The organism is Albidovulum marisflavi (assembly GCF_025751435.1).
In the GTDB taxonomy this organism is placed as follows: domain Bacteria; phylum Pseudomonadota; class Alphaproteobacteria; order Rhodobacterales; family Rhodobacteraceae; genus Albidovulum; species Albidovulum marisflavi.
This window is the reverse complement of sequence record NZ_JAOWKY010000001.1, coordinates 45,737-69,526: the sequence shown is the minus strand read 5'-3', so window position 1 is coordinate 69,526 and position 23,790 is coordinate 45,737. Positions and strand designations below refer to the sequence as shown.

At 65.6% G+C, this 23,790-nt stretch carries 26 protein-coding genes; 4 read left to right on the top strand and 22 right to left on the bottom strand.

Features of this window, described 5'->3' with window-relative positions; all coding sequences use genetic code 11:
• Positions 1 to 81: 81 nt before the first annotated feature.
• The 3 genes from OEW28_RS00350 to OEW28_RS00340 form a co-directional block, all read right to left on the bottom strand.
• On the bottom strand, positions 82 to 2,904 hold the full coding sequence (locus tag OEW28_RS00350; RefSeq protein WP_263732745.1) for a DNA translocase FtsK: 2,823 nt from the start codon (positions 2,902 to 2,904) through the stop codon (positions 82 to 84).
• A 12-nt stretch (positions 2,905 to 2,916) separates the two neighbouring features.
• Positions 2,917 to 4,095 carry an aminotransferase class I/II-fold pyridoxal phosphate-dependent enzyme gene (locus OEW28_RS00345; RefSeq protein WP_263732744.1) on the bottom strand — a complete coding sequence of 393 codons (1,179 nt, stop codon included), beginning with the start codon at positions 4,093 to 4,095 and terminating at the stop codon, positions 2,917 to 2,919.
• Positions 4,096 to 4,231: 136 nt separating this feature from the next.
• Complete coding sequence (locus tag OEW28_RS00340) at positions 4,232 to 5,560, bottom strand: amidase (RefSeq protein WP_263732743.1); 1,329 nt, start codon at positions 5,558 to 5,560, stop codon at positions 4,232 to 4,234.
• Positions 5,561 to 5,608: 48 nt separating this feature from the next.
• Between OEW28_RS00340 and OEW28_RS00335 the strand changes: the two genes are divergently transcribed.
• Both OEW28_RS00335 and OEW28_RS00330 read left to right on the top strand, forming a co-directional pair.
• Positions 5,609 to 6,871 carry an FAD-dependent monooxygenase gene (locus OEW28_RS00335; protein ID WP_412174764.1) on the top strand — a complete coding sequence of 421 codons (1,263 nt, stop codon included), beginning with the start codon at positions 5,609 to 5,611 and terminating at the stop codon, positions 6,869 to 6,871.
• Positions 6,872 to 6,969: 98 nt separating this feature from the next.
• The gene (locus tag OEW28_RS00330) at positions 6,970 to 7,737 is read left to right on the top strand and encodes a TIGR01458 family HAD-type hydrolase (protein ID WP_263732741.1); all 768 of its coding nucleotides are present in this window, start codon (positions 6,970 to 6,972) and stop codon (positions 7,735 to 7,737) included.
• Positions 7,738 to 7,773: 36 nt separating this feature from the next.
• On the opposite strand, the gene OEW28_RS00325 is transcribed toward OEW28_RS00330, so the two are convergent.
• The 6 genes from OEW28_RS00325 to dapE form a co-directional block, all read right to left on the bottom strand.
• Positions 7,774 to 7,956 (bottom strand): Trm112 family protein, encoded by a 183-nt coding sequence (locus OEW28_RS00325; protein ID WP_263732740.1) that lies wholly within the window; start codon positions 7,954 to 7,956, stop codon positions 7,774 to 7,776.
• Positions 7,953 to 8,591: an LON peptidase substrate-binding domain-containing protein gene (locus tag OEW28_RS00320; RefSeq protein ID WP_263732739.1), complete on the bottom strand. Its 639-nt coding sequence runs from the start codon at positions 8,589 to 8,591 to the stop codon at positions 7,953 to 7,955. Before OEW28_RS00320 ends, OEW28_RS00325 begins: the two co-directional genes overlap by 4 nt.
• A 26-nt stretch (positions 8,592 to 8,617) precedes the next feature.
• Positions 8,618 to 9,523 carry a thioredoxin gene (gene trxA, locus OEW28_RS00315; protein ID WP_263732738.1) on the bottom strand — a complete coding sequence of 302 codons (906 nt, stop codon included), beginning with the start codon at positions 9,521 to 9,523 and terminating at the stop codon, positions 8,618 to 8,620.
• Positions 9,524 to 9,592: 69 nt separating this feature from the next.
• A complete protein-coding gene (locus tag OEW28_RS00310) occupies positions 9,593 to 10,846 on the bottom strand; it encodes a lytic murein transglycosylase (protein WP_263732737.1) in 1,254 nt (417 codons plus the stop codon).
• Positions 10,847 to 10,937: 91 nt separating this feature from the next.
• Positions 10,938 to 13,193, bottom strand: coding sequence for a ribonuclease R (rnr, locus tag OEW28_RS00305; RefSeq protein WP_263732736.1), 2,256 nt, complete (start codon positions 13,191 to 13,193; stop codon positions 10,938 to 10,940).
• Positions 13,194 to 13,256: 63 nt separating this feature from the next.
• Positions 13,257 to 14,417 carry a succinyl-diaminopimelate desuccinylase gene (gene dapE, locus OEW28_RS00300; protein ID WP_263732735.1) on the bottom strand — a complete coding sequence of 387 codons (1,161 nt, stop codon included), beginning with the start codon at positions 14,415 to 14,417 and terminating at the stop codon, positions 13,257 to 13,259.
• Between the two features lie 235 nt (positions 14,418 to 14,652).
• Here dapE and OEW28_RS00295 point away from each other — a divergent pair, with 235 nt between their 5' ends.
• The gene (locus tag OEW28_RS00295; RefSeq protein ID WP_263732734.1) at positions 14,653 to 15,723 is read left to right on the top strand and encodes a Hint domain-containing protein; all 1,071 of its coding nucleotides are present in this window, start codon (positions 14,653 to 14,655) and stop codon (positions 15,721 to 15,723) included.
• Here OEW28_RS00295 and OEW28_RS00290 read toward each other — a convergent pair.
• The 10 genes from OEW28_RS00290 to OEW28_RS00245 all read right to left on the bottom strand — a co-directional run bounded on the left by OEW28_RS00290 (position 15,720) and on the right by OEW28_RS00245 (position 20,721).
• Complete coding sequence (locus OEW28_RS00290; protein WP_263732733.1) at positions 15,720 to 16,061, bottom strand: hypothetical protein; 342 nt, start codon at positions 16,059 to 16,061, stop codon at positions 15,720 to 15,722. The two genes, OEW28_RS00295 and OEW28_RS00290, sit on opposite strands and share 4 nt — an antisense overlap.
• A gap of 132 nt (positions 16,062 to 16,193) precedes the next feature.
• Entirely contained in the window at positions 16,194 to 16,706 is a 513-nt protein-coding gene (locus OEW28_RS00285; RefSeq protein ID WP_263732732.1) for a flagellar basal body-associated FliL family protein, read from the bottom strand.
• A gap of 8 nt (positions 16,707 to 16,714) precedes the next feature.
• Positions 16,715 to 17,425 (bottom strand): flagellar basal body L-ring protein FlgH, encoded by a 711-nt coding sequence (flgH, locus tag OEW28_RS00280; protein ID WP_263732731.1) that lies wholly within the window; start codon positions 17,423 to 17,425, stop codon positions 16,715 to 16,717.
• A 9-nt stretch (positions 17,426 to 17,434) separates the two neighbouring features.
• Complete coding sequence (flgA, locus tag OEW28_RS00275) at positions 17,435 to 17,851, bottom strand: flagellar basal body P-ring formation chaperone FlgA (protein ID WP_263732730.1); 417 nt, start codon at positions 17,849 to 17,851, stop codon at positions 17,435 to 17,437.
• Positions 17,851 to 18,636 (bottom strand): flagellar basal-body rod protein FlgG, encoded by a 786-nt coding sequence (gene flgG / locus OEW28_RS00270; RefSeq protein WP_263732729.1) that lies wholly within the window; start codon positions 18,634 to 18,636, stop codon positions 17,851 to 17,853. The genes flgA and flgG overlap by 1 nt, the downstream gene beginning before the upstream one ends.
• Positions 18,637 to 18,646: 10 nt before the next feature.
• Positions 18,647 to 19,363, bottom strand: a complete 717-nt coding sequence (locus tag OEW28_RS00265; RefSeq protein ID WP_263732728.1) for a flagellar hook-basal body complex protein — start codon at positions 19,361 to 19,363, stop codon at positions 18,647 to 18,649.
• A gap of 1 nt (position 19,364) precedes the next feature.
• Positions 19,365 to 19,631 carry a flagellar biosynthetic protein FliQ gene (locus OEW28_RS00260; protein ID WP_263732727.1) on the bottom strand — a complete coding sequence of 89 codons (267 nt, stop codon included), beginning with the start codon at positions 19,629 to 19,631 and terminating at the stop codon, positions 19,365 to 19,367.
• A gap of 1 nt (position 19,632) precedes the next feature.
• Positions 19,633 to 19,926, bottom strand: a complete 294-nt coding sequence (gene fliE, locus OEW28_RS00255; RefSeq protein ID WP_263732726.1) for a flagellar hook-basal body complex protein FliE — start codon at positions 19,924 to 19,926, stop codon at positions 19,633 to 19,635.
• Positions 19,927 to 19,934: 8 nt separating this feature from the next.
• Positions 19,935 to 20,321: a flagellar basal body rod protein FlgC gene (flgC, locus tag OEW28_RS00250; RefSeq protein WP_263732725.1), complete on the bottom strand. Its 387-nt coding sequence runs from the start codon at positions 20,319 to 20,321 to the stop codon at positions 19,935 to 19,937.
• Between the two features lie 10 nt (positions 20,322 to 20,331).
• Complete coding sequence (locus tag OEW28_RS00245) at positions 20,332 to 20,721, bottom strand: FlgB family protein (RefSeq protein WP_263732724.1); 390 nt, start codon at positions 20,719 to 20,721, stop codon at positions 20,332 to 20,334.
• Positions 20,722 to 20,839: 118 nt separating this feature from the next.
• On the opposite strand from OEW28_RS00245, the gene OEW28_RS00240 reads away from it, so the two are divergent.
• Positions 20,840 to 22,147 carry a FliI/YscN family ATPase gene (locus tag OEW28_RS00240; RefSeq protein ID WP_263732723.1) on the top strand — a complete coding sequence of 436 codons (1,308 nt, stop codon included), beginning with the start codon at positions 20,840 to 20,842 and terminating at the stop codon, positions 22,145 to 22,147.
• A 61-nt stretch (positions 22,148 to 22,208) separates the two neighbouring features.
• Here OEW28_RS00240 and OEW28_RS00235 read toward each other — a convergent pair whose 3' ends face one another.
• The 3 genes from OEW28_RS00235 to flaF form a co-directional block, all read right to left on the bottom strand.
• A complete protein-coding gene (locus tag OEW28_RS00235; protein WP_263732722.1) occupies positions 22,209 to 22,814 on the bottom strand; it encodes a DUF1217 domain-containing protein in 606 nt (201 codons plus the stop codon).
• Between the two features lie 206 nt (positions 22,815 to 23,020).
• On the bottom strand, positions 23,021 to 23,425 hold the full coding sequence (flbT, locus tag OEW28_RS00230; RefSeq protein ID WP_263732721.1) for a flagellar biosynthesis repressor FlbT: 405 nt from the start codon (positions 23,423 to 23,425) through the stop codon (positions 23,021 to 23,023).
• Positions 23,422 to 23,781 carry a flagellar biosynthesis regulator FlaF gene (gene flaF / locus OEW28_RS00225; RefSeq protein ID WP_263732720.1) on the bottom strand — a complete coding sequence of 120 codons (360 nt, stop codon included), beginning with the start codon at positions 23,779 to 23,781 and terminating at the stop codon, positions 23,422 to 23,424. The genes flbT and flaF overlap by 4 nt, the downstream gene beginning before the upstream one ends.
• Between the last annotated feature and the right edge of the window lie 9 nt (positions 23,782 to 23,790).

The following is a 23,790-nucleotide window of genomic DNA, read 5'->3' as shown; positions in this document are numbered from 1 at the left end:
GCCCGGCCAAGCGGGTCCGAAGCGCCCGCACCGCGGGACGCTGGTCGCCCCCCCCGCGCGCGTTGCGGGACGTCGAACCCTCTACTGCTCGGGCACCAGGATTTCGCGCTTGCCCACGTGGTTCGCGGTGGACACCAGCCCCTGCTCTTCCATTTGCTCCACCAGCCTCGCGGCCTTGTTGTAGCCGATGCCAAGCTTCCGCTGGATGTAGGACGTGGAGACCTTGCGATCGCGCAGCACCACCTGCACCGCCTGATCGTAAAGCGCGTCTTCGCCGTCGGTGTTGCCGCCCAGCCCGAGGACGAGGTCGATGTCGGCCTCTTTCTCCTCGTCCGGGCCCTCGACCACACCGGACATGTATTCGGGCGGGCCGAAGGATTTCAGGTGGGTGACGATTTCCTCGACCTCTTCATCGGAAACGAAGGGGCCGTGGATGCGGGTGATGCGGCTGCCGCCCGCCATGTAGAGCATGTCGCCCATGCCCAGAAGCTGCTCCGCCCCCATCTCGCCAAGGATCGTGCGGCTGTCGATCTTGGAGGTGACCTGGAAGGAGATCCGGGTCGGGAAGTTGGCCTTGATCGTGCCGGTAATGACGTCGACCGAGGGGCGCTGCGTCGCCATGATCAGGTGAATGCCCGACGCGCGGGCCATCTGGGCCAGGCGCTGGATGCAGGCCTCGATCTCTTTCCCCGCCACCATCATCAGGTCGGCCATCTCGTCGACGATGACGACGATGTAGGGGATGGGCTTGGGCTCGATCTCTTCGGTCTCGAAGACCGGATCGCCGGTTTCCTCGTCGAAGCCGGTCTGGATCGTGCGCTTGAACATTTCGCCGTTGGCCAGCGCCTCGCGGACGCGGCCGTTGTAGCCGTCGATGTTGCGCACGCCCATCTTGGACATCTTGCGGTAGCGTTCCTCCATCTCGCCCACGACCCATTTCAGGGCGACGACGGCCTTCTTCGGGTCCGTGACGACGGGGGAAAGAAGGTGGGGGATGCCGTCGTAGACGGACAGTTCCAGCATCTTGGGGTCGATCATGATCAGCCGGCATTCGTCCGGCGTCAGCCGGTAGAGAAGCGACAGGATCATGGTGTTGATCGCCACCGACTTGCCCGAGCCTGTGGTGCCAGCGATCAGCAGGTGGGGCATCTTGGCAAGGTTCGCAACCACCGGTTCGCCGGCGATATCCTTGCCAAGCGCGAGCGGCAGGCGGTGGTTGCCATCGCCGAAATCGCGTGAGGCGAGGATCTCGCGCAGCACCACCTTTTCGCGGTGGGCGTTGGGAAGCTCGATCCCGATGACCGAGCGGCCGGGAACGGTCGACACGCGGGCCGACAGCGCCGACATCGACCGCGCGATGTCATCGGCCAGGCCGATGACGCGGCTGGCCTTCAGCCCCGGCGCGGGCTCAAGCTCGTACATGGTGACGACCGGACCGGGGCGGACGCTGACGATGTCGCCCTTGACCCCGTAGTCATCAAGCACGCTTTCCAGCATCCGCGCGTTTTCTTCCAGCGCCTCATCGGACAGCTGGTGGCGCTGGATGGTGACGGGGTTGGTCAAGAGCGACAGCGGCGGCAGTTCGTAGATCGAGCCGGCGGCGGGCTCGTCGAACCTGAGGCGCGGCTGCGCTTCCGCAATGGCTTGCCTGGACGGCGCTGGCGCCTTGCGCTCGGCGTGCTGAACGACGCGGCGCGGCTCGGCGCGCGGCAGGCCGGGCGCCATGCCCGGTTCGGTCAGATCGAGGTCGCCGAAGATGTTCGCGTCTTCGTCGGCCTCCGCGTCCGCCTCGGCCGCCAGCATCTCGGCCGCTGTCAGCGGCGATTCCCCGAACGCACCATGGTCGGCGCGGGAGAAGCCTGGCTCGATCCGTTCCGGCATTTGCGGCGCGGTGCGCGCGGCGATCTGGCCCGTGCGGGACTTGACCGCGTCTGCGATGCGTTCGCGAATGCGATCCGCGCTGGGCGCCTCGCCGTTCCAGCTCGCGTGCGACGGGCTGCGCTCGACCAGTTCCGGCTCGATCCGCACGTCGGGCGCGGGCGCGCCGCGCAAAAGCGCGCCGACCTTGCCAAAAAGCCCGGGCCGCGCCGGTTCGAGCTCGTCCCGGGGTGCGGCGTATCGCGGCTCGGCGCGAAGCACGCCCGCACGGCGCGGCTCCGGCGCTGGTTCAACCGGTTCCCAAGCCTCTTCCGCTTCGTCCTGGCGCATACGGCGGCGTTCACTGATCGCCTGGGCGCCCTTGAACGAGGCGACGGCACCACGGCCCAGCATCCGCAGCATCCAGTCATAACCGACGATGGTTCCGACCAGCAGGAAGCGTGCGATCTGCGCCAGTTCGCGCCGATCGAAGCCCAGGACGAAGGCAAGCATCGCCAGGGATCCGAAGCCGATCAGCGCCGACACGATCTTTAGCGCAAGGCCCGCGTCAAGCGGGGCGATGCCAAGCACCGCGCCAAGTACGGTATCGCCGAACAGCCCGCCCAGACCGAAGCTGTGCAGCCAGCCCGCCCCCGGCGCATGGGTCGATGCATAGACCGACAGCATCGCGATGCCGATGGGCGCGAAGATGACCCGCGACAGAGCGCGGTCTTCGCCGACATGGGCGATGAAGCGAACGCCCCAGCCCGCAAGAACAAGCGCCAGCCCCCAGGCCCCGTAGCCTGCGATGACATACAGCGGCGAGGCAATGGCCGCGCCGAAGCGCCCCAGAAGATTCTGCGCCGGCTCGTCCGTGGCGGCCAGCCAGCTGGGATCGTCCGGGCTGTAGCTGCCGATCAGAAGCGCCGTGGCGATCCCCATCGCAAACAGGGCGATACCCAGCAGTTCTTTCCCGCGCCGCTCGATCGCGGCCTGGGTGTGCTGATCCAGAAGCGGATCGCGCTGCCGTGCCTGATAGGATGCCATGTTTGCCCGTCCTCAACCGTAGAGGCAGTCGCGAAGCCGGATCAGCCCGCGCTGCATTTCTTCACTGGGGGCCACCATCGCGACACGGATGTAGCCCTTGCCCGGATTTTCGCCCTCGACCTCGCGCGCGAGATAGGCGCCAGGCAGGACCCGCACGCCGGTTTCGCGCCACAGCTTCAGGGCAGCCGCCTCTCCGTCCTCGACCGGGAGCCAGAGGAAGAAGCCGCCGTCCGGGGTGCGGTAGCCCTGCAGGCCCGAAAACACCTGGTCGGCGATGCGGAATTTCTCGTGATAAAGCGCGCGGTTTTCCTCGACATGCGCCTCGTCCGCCCAGACGCGTTCGGACACGCGCTGGATCGGCAGGGGTAGGGGCGCGCCGCCGTAGTTGCGCAGCTGGCGAAAGCGCGCGATCGACTGCGGCCCGCCCGCGACAAAGCCCGAGCGCAGGCCGGGCAGGTTCGACCGTTTCGACAGCGAATGAAAAATGGCGACGCGTTCGGGATCAGCGCCGGTTTCCGCCGCAACCTCAAGCGCGCCGGTGGGCGGGGCGTCCCGCCAGATCTCGGAATAGCATTCGTCCGCCAGCAGCGTGAAACCGTGGCGCTCGGCCAGGCCCAGCAGATCCGCAAGGTAGGCGCGCGGGGCGATGGCGCCCTGCGGGTTCGCAGGCGAACAAAGGTAGGCGACGGCGACGCGGTCCAGCAGATCGGGTGCGAGGCCCGCATAATCGGGCAGGAAGCCCGTCGCGGCCGTCGCGGGCACATAGACGGGCTCTGCCCCCACGCTTAGCGCTGCGGCCGCGTAGACCTGGTAGAACGGATTTGGCATCAGGACGACGGGCGGCTTGCCCCCCTTGGTCTCTGGGCACAGCGCCATGCAGGCATCGAACAACCCCTCCCGCGTTCCGTTCAGCGGCATGATCCGTTCCGGGCCAAGCCTCGGGCCGTAGCGGCGGGCGATCCAGTCCGAAATCGCGGCCAGCAGTTCGGGCGTGCCCTCGTTGGGGGGGTATTGCGCGAAACCGTGCAGGCTCTCGGCCAGAACCTCGCCGACGAATGGTGGCATCGGATGTCGAGGCTCGCCTATGGTCATGGCGATGGGTTCGCCGCCCGGAGCGTGGACGTCGAGAAGCTTCCGCAGACGCGGAAACGCGTAATCAGGCAGGTTCAAGAACCGCTTGGGAAACGCCATTCATGCCTCAGTTTCCGGGGTCATTTCGCCCCGTTTTGCCTGAAGTTTAGCCAATGCCGAGCGCACGGTCCAGAAAAAGCAATGGATTCCCGCCGGTTGTTCCGGTTGATTGTGGCATTTCCGCCGGGGTCGCGGCCTAGGCCAGCGCGGCCTCGGCGGCCGCACCAAGACGCAGAAGGCGGTCTTCCGACAACGGCGCACCCAGAAGCGTGATACCGCTGGCGGGCACTCCGGTGGGCAGCGTCAGGGCGCATAGTCCCATCAGGTTTGCGATGCGCGTGTTGCGCAGCGCCAGCAGGTTTTCGGTCGTGAAGTAGGCGTCATCGGACAGAAGCCGCTCCGTATCCGGTGGCAGGATCGGCGACGTCGGGGTCAGGACCGCGTCGTAGCCCGCGGTTCGGGCGTGCCAATGGCGCCGCAGATCGCGCAGCCGGCGCCAGGCGGCAACATAGTCGGATCCGGTGAAGCGGCCGCCCAGGCGGAATCGTTCGCGCACTGGCCCGAACATGAGCTCGGGCCGCGCCTCGATCCGGTCGGCCCAGGTCCCGTAGGCTTCGGTCGTGAATAGCACTCCCGAAAGCCCGTGAGCCTCGGCAAGCTCATCCGACGTACCGCGCTCAACGGTGGCACCCGCAGCCTGAAGCCGGGCGACCGCATTGTCGAATGCCGCAAGCGGCGCTTCGCGGCAATCCGGCAGAGCCAGCGTCTCCATCACCAGTAGTCGCGTTGCGCGCAGGCTTGCCCCGCGCAGGTCGGCCGGCTTGGACCCTTCCATCGCCGCCAGAAGCAGCGCCGAGTCCTCGACCGTGCGGGTCAGGGGGCCAACCGTGTCGAAACTTTCGCACAGCGGCACCACACCTGTCAGCGGCAGTCGGCCGTGCGTCGTCTTCAAGCCCACCAGGTTGTTCCACGCGGCGGGCAGGCGGACCGAACCGCCGGTGTCCGATCCGATCCCCGCGGCGGCAAGGCCAAGGGCGACGGAAACCGCCGCGCCGGAGGACGATCCGCCCGGCGCTAGCGCAGGATCGTTCACGTTGGGCGGTGTCGCCGTCGATGGGTTCACCCCCAGGCCCGAAAAGGCAAGCTCGGTCATGTGGGTCTTGCCTAGGCAGACAAGGCCCAGAAGCGTGGCCCGTCGCAGCACCTCTGCGTCCGCCTTGGGCGTCCGCCCCTGTAGCAGACGGGATCCCGCCTCGGTCGCCGTGCCTGCCGTGTCAAAAAGATCCTTCCAGGAAACCGGCACCCCGTCGAGAGGCGACAACCGGTTGCCCGAGCGCGCGCGTGCGAAGGCGGCCTTGGCCTCTGCCAGCGCACGGGTCTCGGTGGTTCTGGCGTAGATGCGCCGATCGGGATCGGTTTCCCGGATCGCTTCAAGGAAGCTGGCGGTCAGCTCGACCGGGTCGATCTTTCCCGCGCCGATGGCGCGGCCCAAATCGCCAGCACTCATCATCCGCCAGTCGCCCATGCCGTCCTCCCCAGCTGTCCTGCGCGAACGGTAGCGGCAAGGCAACGCATGGACAATCCCGGCCCGCAAGGGATACTTGGCAGCATGAAGATTGATGCCGAAGTGATCGTTGTGGGTGGCGGGCTGAACGGGCCTGCCCTGGCGCTTGCCTTGGCGCGGGCTGGACTTTCGGTGATCGTCGTCGATGCCCAGCCTGCGCGCGCGCGAGCCGAGGCACAGTTCGACGGCCGCGCCTACGCGCTGGCAATCGCGTCGAAGCGCCTGCTTGAGGCGATTGGTGTATGGGAACGGGTCGTGGACAAGGTTCAGCCCATCCTCGAGATCAAGGCCAGCGATGGCCGGCCGGGCCAGGGCGCCGCGCCCTTCTTCCTGCATTTCGACAGTGCCGAGATCGAGGAGGGGCCGATGGGCTTCATGCTCGAGGATCGGCATCTTTATTCGGCGTTTCTTCAGGCGATGGGCGAAACCGACGGGATCACCCACATCCCGGCGACGACGGTCACGGGGCAAGGGGCGGATGCGGCCGGCATCACCGTGACGCTTTCCGATGGCCGGACCTTGCGCACGCGGATGATCGCGGGTTGCGACGGGCGCAGGTCTGGCACCGCTGAGCGGGCGCGGATCGGCCGGACGGGGTGGAGCTATGGCCAGACGGCGATTGTCTGCGCGGTGGATCATGACCGCCCGCATGGCGGCATCGCCCAGCAGTTCTTCATGCCGACCGGGCCGCTCGCGATCCTGCCCCTGCAGGGCAACCGCTCTTCCATCGTCTGGAGCGAGAGCGACGAGAACGCCGGCGTGATCGCCGCGCTCGAGGACGACGCCTTCATGCAGGTGCTGCGGCCGCGGTTTGGTGATTACCTGGGCGATCTTCGGCTGGCGGGCGCGCGCTTCACCTATCCGCTGAACCTGACTCTGGCGGATCGCTACTTCGCCCCGCGCGTGGCGCTGGTCGGGGATGCGGCCCATGGCGTCCACCCGATCGCGGGGCAGGGCCTGAACCTGGGTTTCCGCGACGTGGCCGCCCTTGCCGAAGTTCTGGTCGGCGCCAGGCGGCGGGGCGAGGATATCGGGGCCGAAGATGTCCTCGAGCGGTACGAAAGCTGGCGCCGCTTCGATTCCACCGCTCTGGCCCTGGGAATGGACACAGTCAACAGGCTGTTTTCAAACAACAATCCAGCCTTGCGAGCGGCCCGCGATCTGGGCATGGGCGCGGTCAACGCGGTGCCGGCCCTGCGCCGCAGTTTCATCCGTCAGGCGGCGGGATTGTCGGGGACTCTGCCGAAATTGCTGGCAGGGCAACGCTTGTAGGCCCTTCCCTGTGCCTCACGGCAAGGCCATGGGCGCGGGACGAGGACCCCGAATCGCGAAGTCTTGACGCCGTCGCAGTGGCCTTGCAGGCTTGTGGCATGGCAAAGGGCGTCCTGATCGACCTTTCCGGCGTGCTATACGTCGACAGAAAGCTTCTGCCCGGTGCGGCTCAGGCGCTGGAGCGGCTGAACGCGGCGGGAATACCCTACCGGTTCCTGACCAACACGACACGCAAGCCAAAGCGCGCAATCCTGGCGCTTCTCGCGGATCTTGGCGTGAAGGTTCAGGACGACCAGCTTTTCACGCCCGCGCGGGCGGCCTGCGACTGGCTTGCCGACCATGCGCGGGCGCCACATCTGCTGGTGCATCCGGATCTTGAGGAGGATTTCGCGGGTTGCGCCGACCAGAGGCCCAAGGCCGTGGTGTTGGGTGACATGGGACCGTTCTTCACCTACGACGTCCTGAACGCGGCGTTTCGCGCGCTGGACAAAGGCGCGCCGTTCCTGGCGCTGGCGGCCAACCGCGTGTTTCGGGACGACGATGGCGAACTCAGCATGGATGCGGGCGCCTTCGTGCGGGCGCTCGAATTTGCCAGCGGGAAGAAGGCGGATCTGATCGGCAAGCCAGCGCCCGCGTTCTTTGCAGCGGCGGCCGCGAGCATGGGCAGCGATCTGGGCGAAGTCGCGATGATCGGCGACGATGCCGAAGCCGATGTCGCCGGGGCATTGGCCGCCGGGGCGGAACGCGCCATCCTGGTGCGGTCGGGGAAGTATCGTCCAGGTGACGAAGACCGGGTCAAGCCAAGGCCGTCTGCAGTCGTGGAGGGGGTCGCACAGGCCGTTGACGCCGTCCTGGCCGATTCCTGACCCCGAACAAGCCCCGAACCCGATCCGACGCTGCGCCTATTCCAGTTCGCGCGCCTCGTCGACAAGCATGATCGGGATGCCGCCGCGGATCGGAAAGGCCAGCCGGGCCGCCTTGGAAATCAGTTCGTGCGACTCCGCGTCGTAAGTCAGCGTGGCCTGCGTCAAGGGGCAGACGAGCGCCTCCAGCATCCTGCGGTCGACCTTGGTTTCTTCGCTCATTGCATCCGATCCTCTCCACCGCCAAGAAGCGCGTATTCCATCAGCGTCACCAGGGTTTCGCGCCGGGTCTGAAGCGTCGGCGCCTCAAGCAGCGCCTGCTTGTCCTCGGGCTCGAACGGGCAAAGGATGGAAAGCGCGTTGATCAGCATCTCGTCATCGGCCTCCTTCAGGCTGCTCCAGTCCGTCGAAAGACCCTCGGCGGTGAAGTAGCGCGACAGCAGCGAAAGGAAGGTCGAACGGTCGAAGCCGCGGTCGTCTTCGGCAGGGCCCAGATCGCGTTCGAAGGCCGACCAGTCCACCTCGGCACGGCGATAGGGGGTGAAGCCGCCCAGTTCGCTGACGATGCGAAATCGCGAAACGCCCGTCAGCGTAATCATGTAGCGTCCGTCCTCGGTTTCCTGGAAGCCGGTGACGCGACCCGCGCAACCGATGGCGGACAGGGTCTCGCCTCCAGCCGGCGTCGGACGGGGCTGGATCATGCCGATCAGGCGTTCGCGTGTCTTCAGCGCATCGTCCAGCATGGCCAGGTAGCGTGGCTCGAAGATGTGAAGCGGCAGCCGCGCACGGGGCAGAAGCAGCGCCCCCGGCAGGGGGAAGATCGGGATCGTCGTGGGCAGGTCCGCAAGCGCTGGCATCGGTCCCTTCATCCCCCTCGGGCGCGTCAGGCGAAGATCATGGACGACAGCTTGCGCCGCCCTTTCTGAGCGATCGGATCGTTCGGTTTCAGCGAGTCGAAGATCGTGAAAAGCTGGGCCTTGGCGGCGCCGTCGTTCCAGTCCCGGTCGCGCCGGAACAGTTCCAGAAGCTCCTCGACGGCGCCCTCGACCTTGCCGGACGCATGAAGGGCAAGTGCAAGGTCGAAGCGGGCCTGATGATTATCGGGATGAGCAAGAACCTCGTTCAGAAGCTCTGTCACCGGCCCGGCGCTGACGGCCTGACGGGCAAGGTCCAGTTGCGCGCGCGCGGCCTCGACCTCGGCCGAGTGCGCGATCGAGGCGGGCGCGGAAGACAGGAGCGCCTGCGCCTGGTCCTGTTGATCCAGCGCCAGGTGAGCGCGGACAAGGCCACCATAGGCGGCGGCGTTTTCGGGCTCTTCCTCAAGGATCGCGGCAAAGGTCTCTGCGGCGCCTGCCACATCGCCCTCGGCCAGCATCGCCTCGGCCGCTTCGATCGCCTCGCCCAGGCCGCCATCGCCGGCAAGGCCGGACAGCTTGTCGACGAATGCCTTGATCTCTGACCCCTGGATGGCGCCCTGGAACCCGTCAACGGGCCGCCCCTGCCAGAAGGCATAGACGGTCGGGATCGACTGGATGCGCAGCTGCGCCGCTATCATCTGGTTTTCGTCGACGTTGACCTTGACCATCCGGACCTTGCCGCGGGCGGCTGTCACCGCAGCCTCAAGCGCGGGGCCAAGCGTCTTGCAAGGGCCGCACCAGGGTGCCCAGAAGTCGACGATGACCGGCACATCCTTGCTGGCCTCGATCACGTCCTGCATGAAGGTGGCTTCGGTGGTGTCGCGGATCAGATCCGCCTGGTCCGCAGCCGGTTTCTGGCCGAATTCGAGCATGGTTGCCCCCCGTGAAATGCGTGTCGCCCCTTATATGAGGCCACGGGGCCAAAAGGCCAAGGGGTTGCGTCAGCGCAGTCTTCGCAGGATGTCCAGGCTGGCGTAGCCATCGGGGATCATCCCGACCGAACGCTGATAGGCGCGGACGGCGGCAATCGTCATCGGCCCGATCTTTCCGTCCACGCCACCGGTGTCGAAGCCCGCCCTGCTCAGCCGTTGCTGCAGTTCCACCCGTTCGTCGAAGACAAGCGCCCGATCTTCCCGCGGCCAGTTGGCCTGGATGGGTATGCCGCCCTTGAGCCGGTCCGACAGATGGCCGACCGCGATGACGTAGGCGTCGGCGGCGTTGTAGCGTTCGATCGCGTGGAAGTTCGAAAAGATCATGAAGGCCGCGCCGCGCGCACCCGCGGGCATCAGGATCGAGGCCGGGCCATGGTTCGATACCCGCCTGCCTTGAACGTCGCGCACCCCAAGCTTCGCCCAGTCGGCGGCGGACTTCGTGACCCTCTCTCCGGTCAGCCCGAAATCGAAGTCGGCGGGCAGGCGCACTTCGACGCCCCATGGCTGGCCCTGCTTCCAGCCCGAACGCGCGAGGTAGGCCGCGGTCGAGGCCAGCGCGTCGGCGGGATCGTCCGACCAGATGTCGCGCTTGCCGTCGCCGGTGAAGTCCACGGCGAAAGACAGGTAGGAGGTCGGGATGAACTGCGTGTGGCCCATCGCCCCCGCCCAGCTGCCGGTCATGTTGCGCGGCGCGACATCGCCCGACTGCACGATCTTGAGCGCTGCGATGAGCTGGCTTTCAAAGAAGGATCCCCGCCGCCCGTCATAGGCCAGGGTGGCAAGCGCCTCGATCAACGGAATGTCGCCGCGGTTGTCGCCATAGGAACTTTCCAGGCCCCAGATCGCGACGACGACTTCCTTTTCGACGCCGTAGGTCTTTTCGATGCGGTCCAGAAGCTTGCGGTGGCGCTTCAGCGCGCGCTCACCGTTCTCGACGCGCAGGTCCGAAACGGCCCTGTCCAGGTAGTCCCAGATGGCCTTCGTGAACTCGGCCTGGTTGCGGTCCTTCTGGATCACATGCGTGTTGTAGGAAATGCCGCTGAAGGCGCGGTCAAGCGTGGCCTGGGATATGCCGCTGGCCATGGCGCGGGCGCGGAAGCCCGTGATCCAGCGGTCGAAGCCAAGGTTGGCCGAAGCGGGGATGACTTGATCCGGTTCGCCCACGCTGCCCCCTTTCGCATCGCCAGATGACGTCCCGGACGCACCGGCACAGGCCCCTGTCGCACAGAGAGAAGCCGCCAGAACCAGGTTTGTTATTTTCATGGTACCGCTCGCTCTTTGTTTTGGGAAAGCGTAGCGGCATTTGCGGCTTCGGAAAAGGGTCGGGTTCGACTGTGGCGGACCCTTGCCGGGGTCAGCGACGCCGACGCTCGGTCTTGCGCTTCAGCTTTGCATCCTTCGCTCGCGCAGCTCCGGGTCGGCGCATGACGCGCTTGCCGCGCTTGGCCGAGGCGCCGCCGGGGCGGCCCTGTCCTTCGATCTCGAGCAGTTCCAGCATCAGCCCTCCGGTGACGGGCACCGCCTCGGCCAGTCGCACCGTCACGCGCTGGCCTATGCCGATGACCAAGCCGCTGTCCGCGCCGGTCAGCGTCTGCGCACTGGCATCGTAATGAAAGAACTCGCGTCCGATCGTGCGGATCGGGATCAGCCCGTCTGCGCCGGTTTCATCCAGCCGCACGAAGCAGCCGAAGCGGGTGACGCCGCTGATCCGCCCGGCAAATTCGTTGCCGACCCGGTCGGAGAGATATGCGGCCAGGTATCGGTCGGTCGTGTCGCGCTCGGCCGCCATCGAGCGCCGCTCGGTTTCCGAGATATGGGTGGCGGTTTCTTCCAGGTCCTCGATATCCTGCGGTGACAACCCGTCCCTGCCCCAGCCGTGCCCCAGGATCAGCGCCCGGTGCACGATCAGGTCGGAATAGCGTCTGATGGGCGAGGTGAAATGCGCGTAGGACTTCAGCGCCAGGCCAAAGTGCCCGAAGTTTTCCGGGTGGTAATAGGCCTGCGTCATCGACCTGAGCGTTGAGATGTTCAGTAGTTCGTCGAACTCGGTCCCCTCGGCCTGCGACAGCAGTCGGTTCAGATGCGAGGTCTGCAGAACCTGGCCCTTGGCCAGTGTGAAGCCCGATGCCTCGGCCACCTCGCGCAGCGCGTCCAATTTTTCCGGGCTCGGCTCTTCGTGCACGCGGAACAGGAGCGGGCGGCGCAGGCGGATCAGTTCCTCGGCGGCGGCCACATTGGCGAGGATCATGAACTCCTCGATCAGCCGGTGGGCATCGAAGCGGTCGCGGAAGGCCACGGATTTCACATGCCCGTCCTCTCCGATCTCGATCCTGCGCTCCGGCAGGTCAAGGTCCAGCGGTTGACGCATGGCGCGCGCGGTCTTCGTCGCCTCGTAGGCGGAATAGAGCGGCGCGATGACCTCGTCCATCATTTCGACGCAACGCGTGTTCGGGCGGCCATCCCGCGCCTCCTGGACCTCGGCGTAGTTCAGGCTTGCGACCGACTTGATCATGGCGCGGGCGAAGCGGTGGCTGACCTTGCGACCCTTGCCGTCAAGCTTCATCCAGACGGCGATGACCGGGCGCGCGATCCCCTCGTGCAACGAACACAGATCGCCCGACAGCCGTTCGGGCAGCATTGGCACGACGCGGTCGGGAAAATAGGTTGAGTTGCCGCGACGGCGCGCTTCGCGGTCGAGCGCGGACTGGGGCGTCACGTAATGGGCGACATCGGCAATGGCGACCCAGACGATGTGCCCACCCTCATTCTTGGGGTCGTCGTCGGCATGGGCATAGCAGGCGTCGTCGTGGTCGCGCGCATCCGCCGGGTCGATGGTGACGAAGGGCAGGTGCCGAAGGTCCTCGCGGTCGCCCAGCGGTGCAAGCTTGGCGGCGTCGGCCTCGGCGATCGCGGCGTCGGGGAAATCATCGGGAATGCCGTGCTGATGGATCGCGATCAGCGACACGGCGCGCGGCGCGGTCGGGTCGCCCAGCCGGTCGACGATGCGCGCGCGCGGCAGGCCCATGCGCACCTTGGGCCCCGATTGCTCTGCCTCGACCAGTTCGCCGTCCTTGGCGTCCAGAGTCGCGCCGGCGGCGATCATCCATTCCAGGTCGGCGCCCTTGTCGATGGGCACGATGCGCCCGCCCTCGGTTCCCTTGCGGAAGATACCGAGGATGCGGTGCGGGTTGGCACCCAGCTTGCGGATCAGGCGCGCCTCGTAGTCATGATCTTCGCCTGTGACCTCGGTGATCTTTGCCAGGACCCGGTCGCCCTCGCCCACGGCGGCCTCACCCTTTTTCGGAATGAACAGGACACGGGGCGCGGGGCCTTCGCCCTGCCATTCGACCGGGCGGGCAAAGATGTCTCCGTCGCGGTCCGGGGCGAGGATCGTCAGCATCGCGACCGGCGGCAGCTTGGTCGGGTCGCGGAAGCTGCGGCGGCGGCGTTCGATGGCGCCTTCCTCTTCCAGTTCCTTCAGGACCCGCTTCAGATCGATCCGCGCCGCGCCCTTGATGCCAAAGGCCTTGGCGATGTCGCGCTTTGCCGCGGCACCGGGATGTTCGGCGATCCAGGCAAGAATTTCGGCTTTGGTGGGGATCCGGTTCATGTCCGGGCCCTACCACGACGCGCGCGCCGCGTCATGCGGAAAGCGAAGGCGGCGTTGCGGCGTTCAGGCGAAATAGTCGGCAAGAATCCTGGAATAGATCGACTTGAGCTGTCGGATCTGATCCACGCTCACACGTTCGTCGACCTGATGCATGGTGCGCCCGACCAATCCGAACTCCACCACCGGGCAGTGATCCTTGACGAAGCGCGCGTCCGAGGTTCCGCCGGAAGTGGACAGAACCGGCTCGACGCCCGTTTCGGCGGTCACGGCCCCGGTGACCAGCCTGACGAAGTCGCCTGGCGGCGTCAGGAAGCTTTCGCCCGACACATCGACCTGCAATTCGAAGGTCACGCCGGTTTCGGCGGTGACACGATCCGCCTCGTCCCGGAGGCTCTGGGCGATGCTGGCAGAACTGTGGGCGTCGTTGAAACGAATGTTGACCCGCGCCATCGCCCGCGCCGGGATCACGTTGGTGGCGCTGTTTCCGGTGTCGATGGTGGTGATGGCAAGGGTTGAGGCGTCGAAATGGTCCGTTCCATGGTCAAGCGGCTCCGATGCCAGCCGGTCCAGAAGCCGCACCAGCGCGTGAAGCGGGTTCCTGGCGCGGTGGGGATAGGCCGAATGACCCTGGACACCCTGCGCCTGGAAGGTCACGGACATCGACCCGCGCCGCCCGATCTTCATCATCTCGCCCATGCGGTCGGGGCAGGTGGGTTCGCCGACAAGACAGACCGACATCGCTTCGCCCTTGGTGCGCATCCAGTCCAGAAGCGCGATGGTGCCATCCTTGGACGGACCCTCCTCATCCCCCGTGATTGTCAGTACCACGGCGCCGTCGGGCGGAGTTGCGCGCACGAAATCCACGGCAGCGGCGGCAAAGGCCGCGACGCCGGATTTCATGTCCGTCGCGCCCCTTCCCCACAGATAGCCCTCGGCGATCTCGCCTCCGAACGGATCGTGGGTCCAGGCCGCGGCGTCACCCACCGGCACCACGTCGGTGTGGCCATTGAAGCCGAAGGTCCGGTTCGCGCCCTTGCGCCCCCAGCGGGCGAACAGGTTGGGCGTGCCGTTGCGGTCCACGCGCGTGCATTCGAACCCAGCCGGTTCCAGAAGCTCTGTCAGCAGCGTCAGGGCGCCGCCCTCTACGGGGGTGACGGAGGGGCAGCGAACAAGCCGCGCGGTCAGGTCCACGGGATCGACGGGGGTGAAACGACTGTCGTTCAAGGGCGCACTCCTTCGGTTCGCGCCAACGGTTACCGCCTTGGCGCGGGCGGGGCAATCGGTCTGGCCTGTTGCAGAGCGGTCACCATCGGCGTCGGCGGGGTTCGCATGGATTCCCACAGGCGAAATCAAGGGGCATATTTGCAGCAGTCCTATTGGGCAGAAAAGACCCCGAATGGGGGCGCACGCGGAAGGCCGCGCCTAGGCCGCAGCCGCGCAACAGGCGGATGGAACCGATATGAGCTGGCTGGTCGTCGCAGATCATGCGCAGGGCCGAACGGGCGTTCAACCCGTATCCGGTACGCACAAGGCAGGGGTGGGCAGCCTTGTCTGGGAATTCGATTTCGCATCCCTGCCCGCGGCGCCACAGCTTCTTTATCAGGCGCGATCCCGAAATTCCTTGCTGACTCTCAGCCTGATCGGCGGTGACAAGGTCCACCTGATGCTGCGCGCGGGCGACCGCTACTGCCAGATCGCGACGGGGTACGACCGGCCAGCGGCACGCGGCGCCTTGCGTATGACGCTGCGCTGGGATTGCCGCGCCGGGGAAGCCACCCTGACCGCCGAAAACCTTGCGCAGGGCACACTGCGCCAAAGTTCGGCCGAAGCCGTGCCCGCCCTTTCCGGGGATGAAATTGTTGCGCTGTCCAGGCACTGGGGGCATCGCCATCCTGCGCTGCGCTGGCACGCGGCTTCGGATCACCTGCATCCGATCGGTCCGGGGATATGCATGGCGGGCCAGACCCCCATCCCGACGGCGCACGGTGCGGTCCCGCTTTCGAGCCTGCGGGCGGGCGACCGCGTTGCCACGCGGGAAGGCGGTTTCGCGACGGTGTTGTGGTGCGGCGCGGTCGAAGTTCCCGCGCTTGGCTCCTATGCGCCGATCCGGCTGAAGGCGCCTCCCTTCGGCCATGGCGGCGATCTTGTCGTTCAGCCGGGTCACCGTGTGGTTCTGTCGGGTGCGGATATCGAGTATCTGTTCGGAGAAACCGAGATCCTGGTCGAGGCCGGCACCCTGATCGATGGCGAAACGGTCTTGCCGGAACCTGCCGGCCCGCTGTTCACCTATCATGGCCTCTTGCTGGATGACCACCACATCATCGCGCCAGGCGGATGCGCCATTGAAAGCCTGTGCATCGGCCGCCTTGCGCGGGACCGGGACCTGGCGATGACCACTGCGCTTGCCGATCTGGTCACGGAAGGAATGCTGCCCGTCCAGCGCAGAACCGCTCTCCGTGACGCGCAGGGCTACGAAGCGGACGCGCTTGCGATGACGCGCCGGGCAACCCGGTCACTTTTCGCAGCCTAGGGCTTGTCAAAGAACGGCGTCATCTGCGCCACGATGACCGAGTTTTCCGCCAGCGCCCGATCCATCAGTTCGCGCTCGTCGGCTTCGATCTCGTGCCCCTGGGCTATACGTTCCTCCAGTGTGCCATACCCGGTCACATCCAGAGGATTGAGGTCGGCCTGTTTCAGGATCGCCACGGTTTCTCGAACGGCCTCGTCCTCGTCAACGCCGGAGGCGTAGACCATAAGGGCCGCTCCGGTCGCGGCCTTGGGCAAGCCGTCGCCGGTCTTGCGCCCGATCTGGACAAGCAGGGTGTAGACCTGCTGCGGCCGCTTGGGCTTCTGTGGCTTGTCGGACATCGGCGCCTCCCGTCACTGGCGATGGGGTCGCGCGTTGCGGTCGCCATGTCAAGGTGCGCGAACCGCCGCAAGCCCGATTGCGCGGGCCAAATCGTTACCGAAGTCTGGCCGCGGGCGCCAGCGGCCGAGGGATCAGGCCTTCTGGCGGATGATGTCGAGGATGAGCACATCGTGCGCCGAAGGCCCGATGATGTCCTGTGCGGCATCCCTCATCTCTCGCCGCAGTGTTTCGAGCGTGCCGCTTTCGGTGAATGGTCCGTCGAAGCCGCCGCTGTTGGCGTGATCGAAAAGGACGCGCAGCAACGCGTCGCGCAGCCGGGGTTCCCGCGCGTAGACCTGGCTTGCGCCGCCTGCTTCGGTCTCGACGCTCAGGCTCAGTATGACCAGCGACCGGATGTCGCCGCTGTCAATGACCGGCACCACGAACTGGTTGTTCAGCTTGACGTATTCAACCTCATTCGGGGCATGCGCAGGCGTATGCCCGCCCAGCTCCGCCTCCGCATGCGAGGGCGTCGGGCAGGCGGGCTCGCCGGGTTCGGCTAGTTGATCAAAGCCGTGATCGGCGGCGGGGCGCATCAGATAGCCGGCGCCTGCTCCGACGCCAATCCCCAGAACGGCCAGAAACAGCGGGAGGATCCTGCGCATCGTGGTTCTCAGAACGGCAGGATGATATCGGCGACCTGCTGGCCGATGCGGGGCTGCTGGACATCCGTTATCTGGCCGCGCCCGCCGTATGATATGCGGGCACCGGCGATCTTGTCGTAGGTGATGGCGTTCTGGCGCGAAATGTCTTCTGGGCGGACGAAGCCGCTTACCAGCAGTTCGCGAAGTTCGAAGTTCACGCGCACTTCCTGAGTCCCTTCTATTCGGAGAACCCCGTTTGGCATGACCTCGACCACGGTCGCGGCGACTCGCAGCGTCAGCTTTTCCTTTCGCGCAACGGATCCATTTCCCTGATAGGATGAGCGAGAGTTGGTCGAGACGGCATCGGACATGCTCGCCCCTACTGGAAGCGCGCGGTCCACGATTTGCGGAATCCCGAACAGGGACGGGACCCCAAGGCTGTCGGAGCCGGCGCGCGACCGGCCGGAGCTGTTCGTAATCTCGGCGCGGTCGTCGATCTCGATCACCACGGTCAGGATGTCGCCGCGCTGTACGGCGCGCTGGTCGCCCAGAAGTGATCCCCGCTCTCGGGACCACAGCGATGCCTCGGCCTGCCGTCCGTAGGGTAACGGCGAACCTGTCATCGCTTTGAACTCCTCTCCGCGGTCGGACGCGTTGAAGGCCGGCGCGCGGCCGACGTTTTCCATGCGTCCGCAAGCTGACATCGCAATCATGAAAAAAAGGCAGACCTTGCCGCGCATTCTTTGCCCCTAGTCGTTTGCTGAAATCTGTACGCTTCCGTCGCGCAGAACCTGTCCGGTCACGATCGACCTGGAACTGGTCAGGGCGCGCACGGTCTCTCCAAGTGCCGCCCGGTCGAGCGAGCGCCCTTCGGCGGAAATGGTCAGCCCCCCGCTTCGGTAATGCAGCCTGACCGGCTGATTGCGCTGCACGAGGGCGGGGGTGACCAGGTTGGCGATAAGTACTGGCTGACCCCGGAACATCGTCACGCGCGCTTCCTGGCCGATCGCATCATCCGTCTTTGCGCCACCAGGGACGCTGTCCGGGGTTGAAATGACGTCGTCGGCCGAGATCATCGCCCGCGCCGGGATGGTGCGCGCGGCGATGGCGGTTTCGGCAAGCCCCGGCTGCGCCGCAAACATGATGGCAAGCAAGACCCTTCGCATCAGCGCACCTGCGTGGTTGCGCCAAGCATCTGGTCGGCAGCCGAAATGACCTTCGCGTTCAGTTCATAGCCGCGCTGCGCCTTGATCAGCTCGGTGATCTCGCGCACGGGATCGACCGAGCTTTCCTCAAGATAGCCCTGCCGAAGCCTGCCCAGACCGCTTTCCCCGGGGGCCGCGATGGTCGCGGGGCCAGAAGCGCCCGTTTCCAGGAACAGGTTCGAACCTGCCGCCTCCAGGCCCTTCTCGTTCGCGAAGCCCGCGAGGGTCAGCTGGCCCAGCAGTTCTGCTTCGACCTGATCGTTGAAATAGGCATAGACCTCTCCCGCCGGATTGACGGAGATCGTGCGCGCATCGTCGGGGATGGTGAGGCCAGGTGCCACGGGATAGCCGTCGGAGGTCACGACAAGGCCGTCGGCGGAGCGCTTCAGCGCCCCATCGCGCGTGTAGCCAGAAAGGCCGGACGGCAGGGTCACCTCAAGGTATCCAAGGCCGTCGATGGCAAGGTCCAGATCGCCGCCCGTGTTCGCGAGCGCGCCCTGCGCCACATCCACCGTGATGGCCGCCGGGCGCACGCCCAGCCCGATCTGGACCCCGGTCGGGACGATGGTTCCGTCCGAGGCGCTCACCGTGCCGGGACGTGTCATTTGTTGGTAGTGGAGATCGGCGAACTCCGCGCGCCGGGCGTTGTAGGCCGTCGTCGACATGTTGGCGAGGTTGTTTGAAATTACCTCGACGCGAAGTTGCTGTGCACTCATTCCGGTCGCGGCTATGTCAAGTGCGCGCATGATTCACCTCCTATCGTCCGAGAGCTTCGATCACCGCGCGGATGCGGCTGTCTTCACGGTCCAGGAACCCCTGTCCCATTTCGTAAGCTCTCTGAACCTCGATCATCCGGGCGATTTCCTGCACCGGCTCGACATTCGAGCCTTCCAGAAACCCCTGGAACATCCGTGGATCCGAAACCGCTTCCAGCGGCCCTTCGACGGAAAAGCGCGTACCGCCCGCGTGGATCAATGAGGACGGGTCCGTCGGTGCGTAGATGCCGATCTGGGCAACGGGAACTCCGTTCAGTGAAACCGTGCCATCGCGGGCGATGGACGGCCGGCCCCCGTCCGAGGGGATCACGATGGTGGCGGCTCCGGCATCAAGAACCGCGGCGCCGTCTGCGGTAACCAGTTCTCCCTCAGGGGAAAGCGTGAAGCTGCCCGCCCGTGTCAGCCTGTCCCCCTCCGGCGTCGCGAGACGGAAGAAACCTTCGCCTTCGATCGCGATGTCGAGCGCGCCGCCGGTTGGCGCAAGTGTGCCGTTTCGCAGGTCGACCATGCGCGCCACGCCATCGGCCATCGCAAGCGCCGGCTCGTCTTCGCCCAGGCTGGCGACGTATTCCGCAAAGATGACGCCCTCTTTCCGAAAGCCGGTCGTGGAAGCGTTCGCTATATTGTTGGCGATGGCGCGCATTTCCTGCATCAGCCCAGCCTGCCGATTCAGCGTCGCGTAGACCGCGTTGTCCATCTCATGACCTTTCGATCAGTGGCAGGATGCCGGTGACAAAGAATGTGACGATGGCGTTGGACATGAATGTCATGGCGGCCCAGAACATCGCCAGCATCGCGCCCAGTTTGGGCACGAATGTCAGCGTGGTTTCCTGCACCGCCGTAAGAGCCTGCAAGAGGCCTATGGCCACGCCCACGACAAGCGCGACTGCCAGAAGCGGTGCCGAAGTGGTCGTGGCAACCCACAGGCATTCGCGCAGGATGTCGAAAAACTGGGACTCTTGCATTTCACACCGGCATCCTGAGGATTTCCTGATATGCTTCGACGACCTTGTTCCGAAGGGTCACCGCGGTTTCGACGGCCAGTTCGGTCTGGGCGAGCGCCTCGACCAGCGCGTGTGGATCGGCGCCGCCGGTCATTGCCTGCATCGCAACGGATTCATTGGAGGACAGCGCCTCCGCAAAGCTGCCGATCGACCGCGCCATCGGCGAAGGAGAGCCCGCTGCGGAGCTGGCTTCGGGCCGCGTCGCGACATGGGATTGCGAATATCCTCGAAGGGCCGCAAGACTTTGGTTGATCATGTTCAGTCCTAGCGCTTCAGCAGTTCGATAAGGTTTCGTGCCATCTGTCTGGATTGGTCGAACATCCGCAGGTTGGCCTCATAGCTGCGCTGCGCTTCGCGCGCGTCGGCCAGTTCGACGATCAGGTTCACGTTCGATCCGTCGTAATAACCCTGGTCATCCGCCATCGGATGTCCGGGGGAAAATATCCTGGGCAGTTCCGAAGGATCGAGCCTTTCCGGTCCCAGTTGAACACTTGGACCACCATCCGAAGAAGCCGGTTCGAACGTTGTCAACTTGCGCCGGAAGCCCGGAGTATCGATATTTGCCACGTTCTCAGAGACGTGTCGCAATCTCATGGCCTGTGCACGCAGGCCGCTTGCAGCTATGGAAAAGCCCAGCGAAAGGTCCGACATGGCCGCCCCGTCAGTTGCGGCCCAGGCTTGCGCGCAGCACGCCAAGGGACGCGCGGTACACCGAAAGCGCAAGATCCTGGTCCTGCCGTACAGCTGCGGCCCGTATCATTTCCTCTTCCAGAGAGACGTCGTTCCCGTTCGGGGACAGGCTGCCGCCTGCGGCGATGACTTCTGCATCGTGCGCGCCGGCGGCCGCTTGCTGCATGATGTGACCGGGGCGCGCCGCCCGCATGCCAGTGCGCATCCCCGTTTCGAACAGCCGCGAAAACGCCTCCAGATCGCGGCTGCGGTAGCCGGGCGTATCCGCGTTCGCAACGTTTTGCGCGACCAGCGTCTGCCGGGCAGCCGCGTGCCGGGCAAGCGCGAATGCGGTTGAAAGGATATCGGGTTGTTGGAACATCGGGGCTTCTCCTCCGAACTTTCAATCATGCCTTAACCCCGATTCCTTTAGAAACGGTAAGGGCGAACCAAGGGAGAACGGATTGTCTCTTGCAGGGATTGAGGCTCTGCGCGCGGGAATGGCGACCATCATTCCGGCGCGCACGATCGGCCGTATCGTCGCGATTGAACAGGGAACGATCCGGCTGCGCGCCGGTGACGGTCGGCTGGGCATCGGAGACCGGGTCCGCTTTCTGTGCGGGCCAGGTTCCTGCGGCGAGGTCATCGGTTTGAATGATCACGGCGCCTGCGTGCTTGCAGAAGGTCCGATCGAGGGCGCACGCATAGGGGATGCCGCCGAGTGCCTTGGCCCCGCGACCATTTCACCCACAGAAGAGTGGCTGGGTCGTATCGTGGACCCATTGGGACGCCCCATGGACGGGCGCCCGATCTTTCCCGGCCCGTGTCAGCGCGCGCTTTGCGCAGCCCCCCCGGACCCGGTTCGCAGGCGGCGTCTGGGCGCACGTCTTGCGACGGGATCCGCGGCTTTCGATACGCTGCTGCCGCTGGTGCGCGGGCAGCGGATCGGGCTCTTTGCCGGGTCCGGCGTCGGCAAGTCCTCTCTGCTCGGGATGCTCGCGAAGGGAATCGAGGCGGATGTCGTCGTGCTCGCGCTTGTGGGAGAGCGTGGACGGGAGGTGCGCGATTTCGCGGAAGAGGTGATCGGCGCAAACGCTATGGAACGCACCGTCATCGTCGCCGCAACCTCCGATCAATCGCCGCTGATGCGCCGGCGCTGCGCCTGGTCGGCCATGGCGGTTGCCGAGCATTTTCGCGACCGCGGGCTGCAGGTTCTGCTTTTGACCGACTCGGTCACAAGGTTTGCCGATGCGCATCGGGAAATCGCCCTTTCGGCGGGCGAGCCGCCCAGTTTTCGCGGATATCCCCCTTCTCTTGCCCAGACCGTGATGGCGCTGGCGGAACGCGCGGGGCCGGGCGGGCCAGGGCAGGGGGACATAACCGCGATATTCACCGTGCTTGTGGCAGGCGCGGACATGGATGAACCGGTGGCCGATCTCTTGCGCGGCGTGCTGGACGGGCATGTGGTGCTGGATCGCGCGATTGCGGAAAGGGGCCGTTTCCCGGCCATCGATCTTCTTCGTTCGGTCTCGCGTTCGCTGCCCGGGGCGGCTTCGGCGGACGAGAATGCGTTGATCGGGAAAGCGCGGCGCTTGCTGGGCGCCTACGCTCGGGCCGAGCTCATGATCCAGTCCGGGCTCTATGTCTCCGGATCCGACGCCGAGGTCGACGCGGCGATCAGGGCTTGGCCCGCACTTGATGCATTTCTGGGGGAAGCCGCGCCTGAAGGCGTCGTGGCAAGCTTCGATCACCTTGCGAAGATTCTGTCATCCGCCGATCCGGGTCCGGTGTCGGCGCAAGTTGCTTGACCCCTGTTCGGGGTGTCGGAGGTGAGGCCCGTGTCCGTCTCCGACCGATTCTGCCGCTTTGTCAGAACCGCCTTGAAAGCGCGGTGGCCGATGCGGCTTGGCTCAACAAGCTCAATGCACTTGCTTGGAAACCGGCGCGGGGTTCATTTTCGCTGCGGAGAAAGAAGTTGCGCATAAGCTTTTCGACATTTGCGCCGTCGCGAAGATCCGAAACCTCGCCGACGCCGGCAAGGGACCTTAGGCGCGCGCGCAGAGTGTCCACCTGCTTGTCGATATCTACGGCCGAGAACGCTGGTGGCAGACCCAAGGCGGTCAAGAAGAACTGACGCAGTGGCGCCGCACCAAGAACGGCAAACCAGCGGCCGTTGTCGGTCCCCGCTTCGCCGGCGATCCGGGTGATTTCGGATCGTGCATGCAGCGCAAGGCGCATGTTGGCGTCCACCGTGCCCAAGGCTTGCCCAAAGCGCTGTTCCTTCCACTTGCTTACGATCATTTCGACCCGCGGCGGCAATGTGGTCCTCGGACCGCCGGGATCGGCAAAACCGAAGGTGCGGGCGAACTCGCGGTAGCGTTGATCGGCAAGTTTGTTTGCCAGCGCTCCGGGCTCCCCGGAGGGGCTTTCCAGGATCCTGCGGATGAAGGCCCGGTTTTTCAGGTCGTCGCCCAAACCGAAGGCGTCAAGAGCGAAGGACAGCAGCCTACGATCGCCAAGCAGTTGTTCGGCAGACCTGACCTTGGAGATATTCTCACGAAAGTACGACGCCTCACGCTCGAGCACCTTGTCTCCTGCGAAGGCGGCCTGTTGCCGCTCAAGCGTTCGGTTCAGGAAGCGCCAGCCCTGAAGCCCTCCGTAGGGTATGACGGGACGAAAGCTCATGGAGAGTGCACCGCCAAAAGGCGCGCCTCGCGTGGCAGAAGCGTTCGGAGTGTCTTCAGTGCCGCATAGAACTGGCCGGATAGTATGGCCTCGGTCGCAATGGAAAGCTGTGTGCGACTGTCTTCATCCCGAAGCGCCTGGCTCAACTGCTCGATGCCACGCAGAATCTGCTGGCGACCCTTTGCAGGATCTGCATCCCCCGAAAGGACTAGCTGCGCGATATAGCACACGCGGCGCACCGGCGTGTTGGCCTGGTCCGGGTGGATCGCATCGCGCAGTCGAAGGATGTTCGCATTCGGCGAAAGAATGGTGAACCGGGATCGCCGATCCCCGTTCTCGATCACCGCGCCGTTGACAAGAAGACGCTCGTGCGGTGCGAGCTTCAGGACAAGTCCGCTCATTCGTCACCCCTTGCGGCAAGTCCGCGCATCACTGCCGTGTTGATTTCGACCAGCGCACTCGCATCTGCCTGGCCCGCCAGCACGCGTCGCGAATGATGCGCGGTGAACTCGAACAGATAGAAGAGTCTTGCGCGCAACTCGGCGGGGAGGCCGTTCGTCGGCTCGGCGACATCGGCCGCCAAGGCGGTCCAGAGCCGCCGGTTTTCATGCAGCGCGTCGGCGAGCGCGGCGAACCCGTCCGCGCACTTCAGAGCGCGCGTGGTACGGGCAAGCAGATCGTATTCGATTATACGAGGTGTTCGAACGGATGAGGCCGAATCTGCGTATGATCCCTGGGCGAGAATTTGTGCGTTCACTTTGCCACC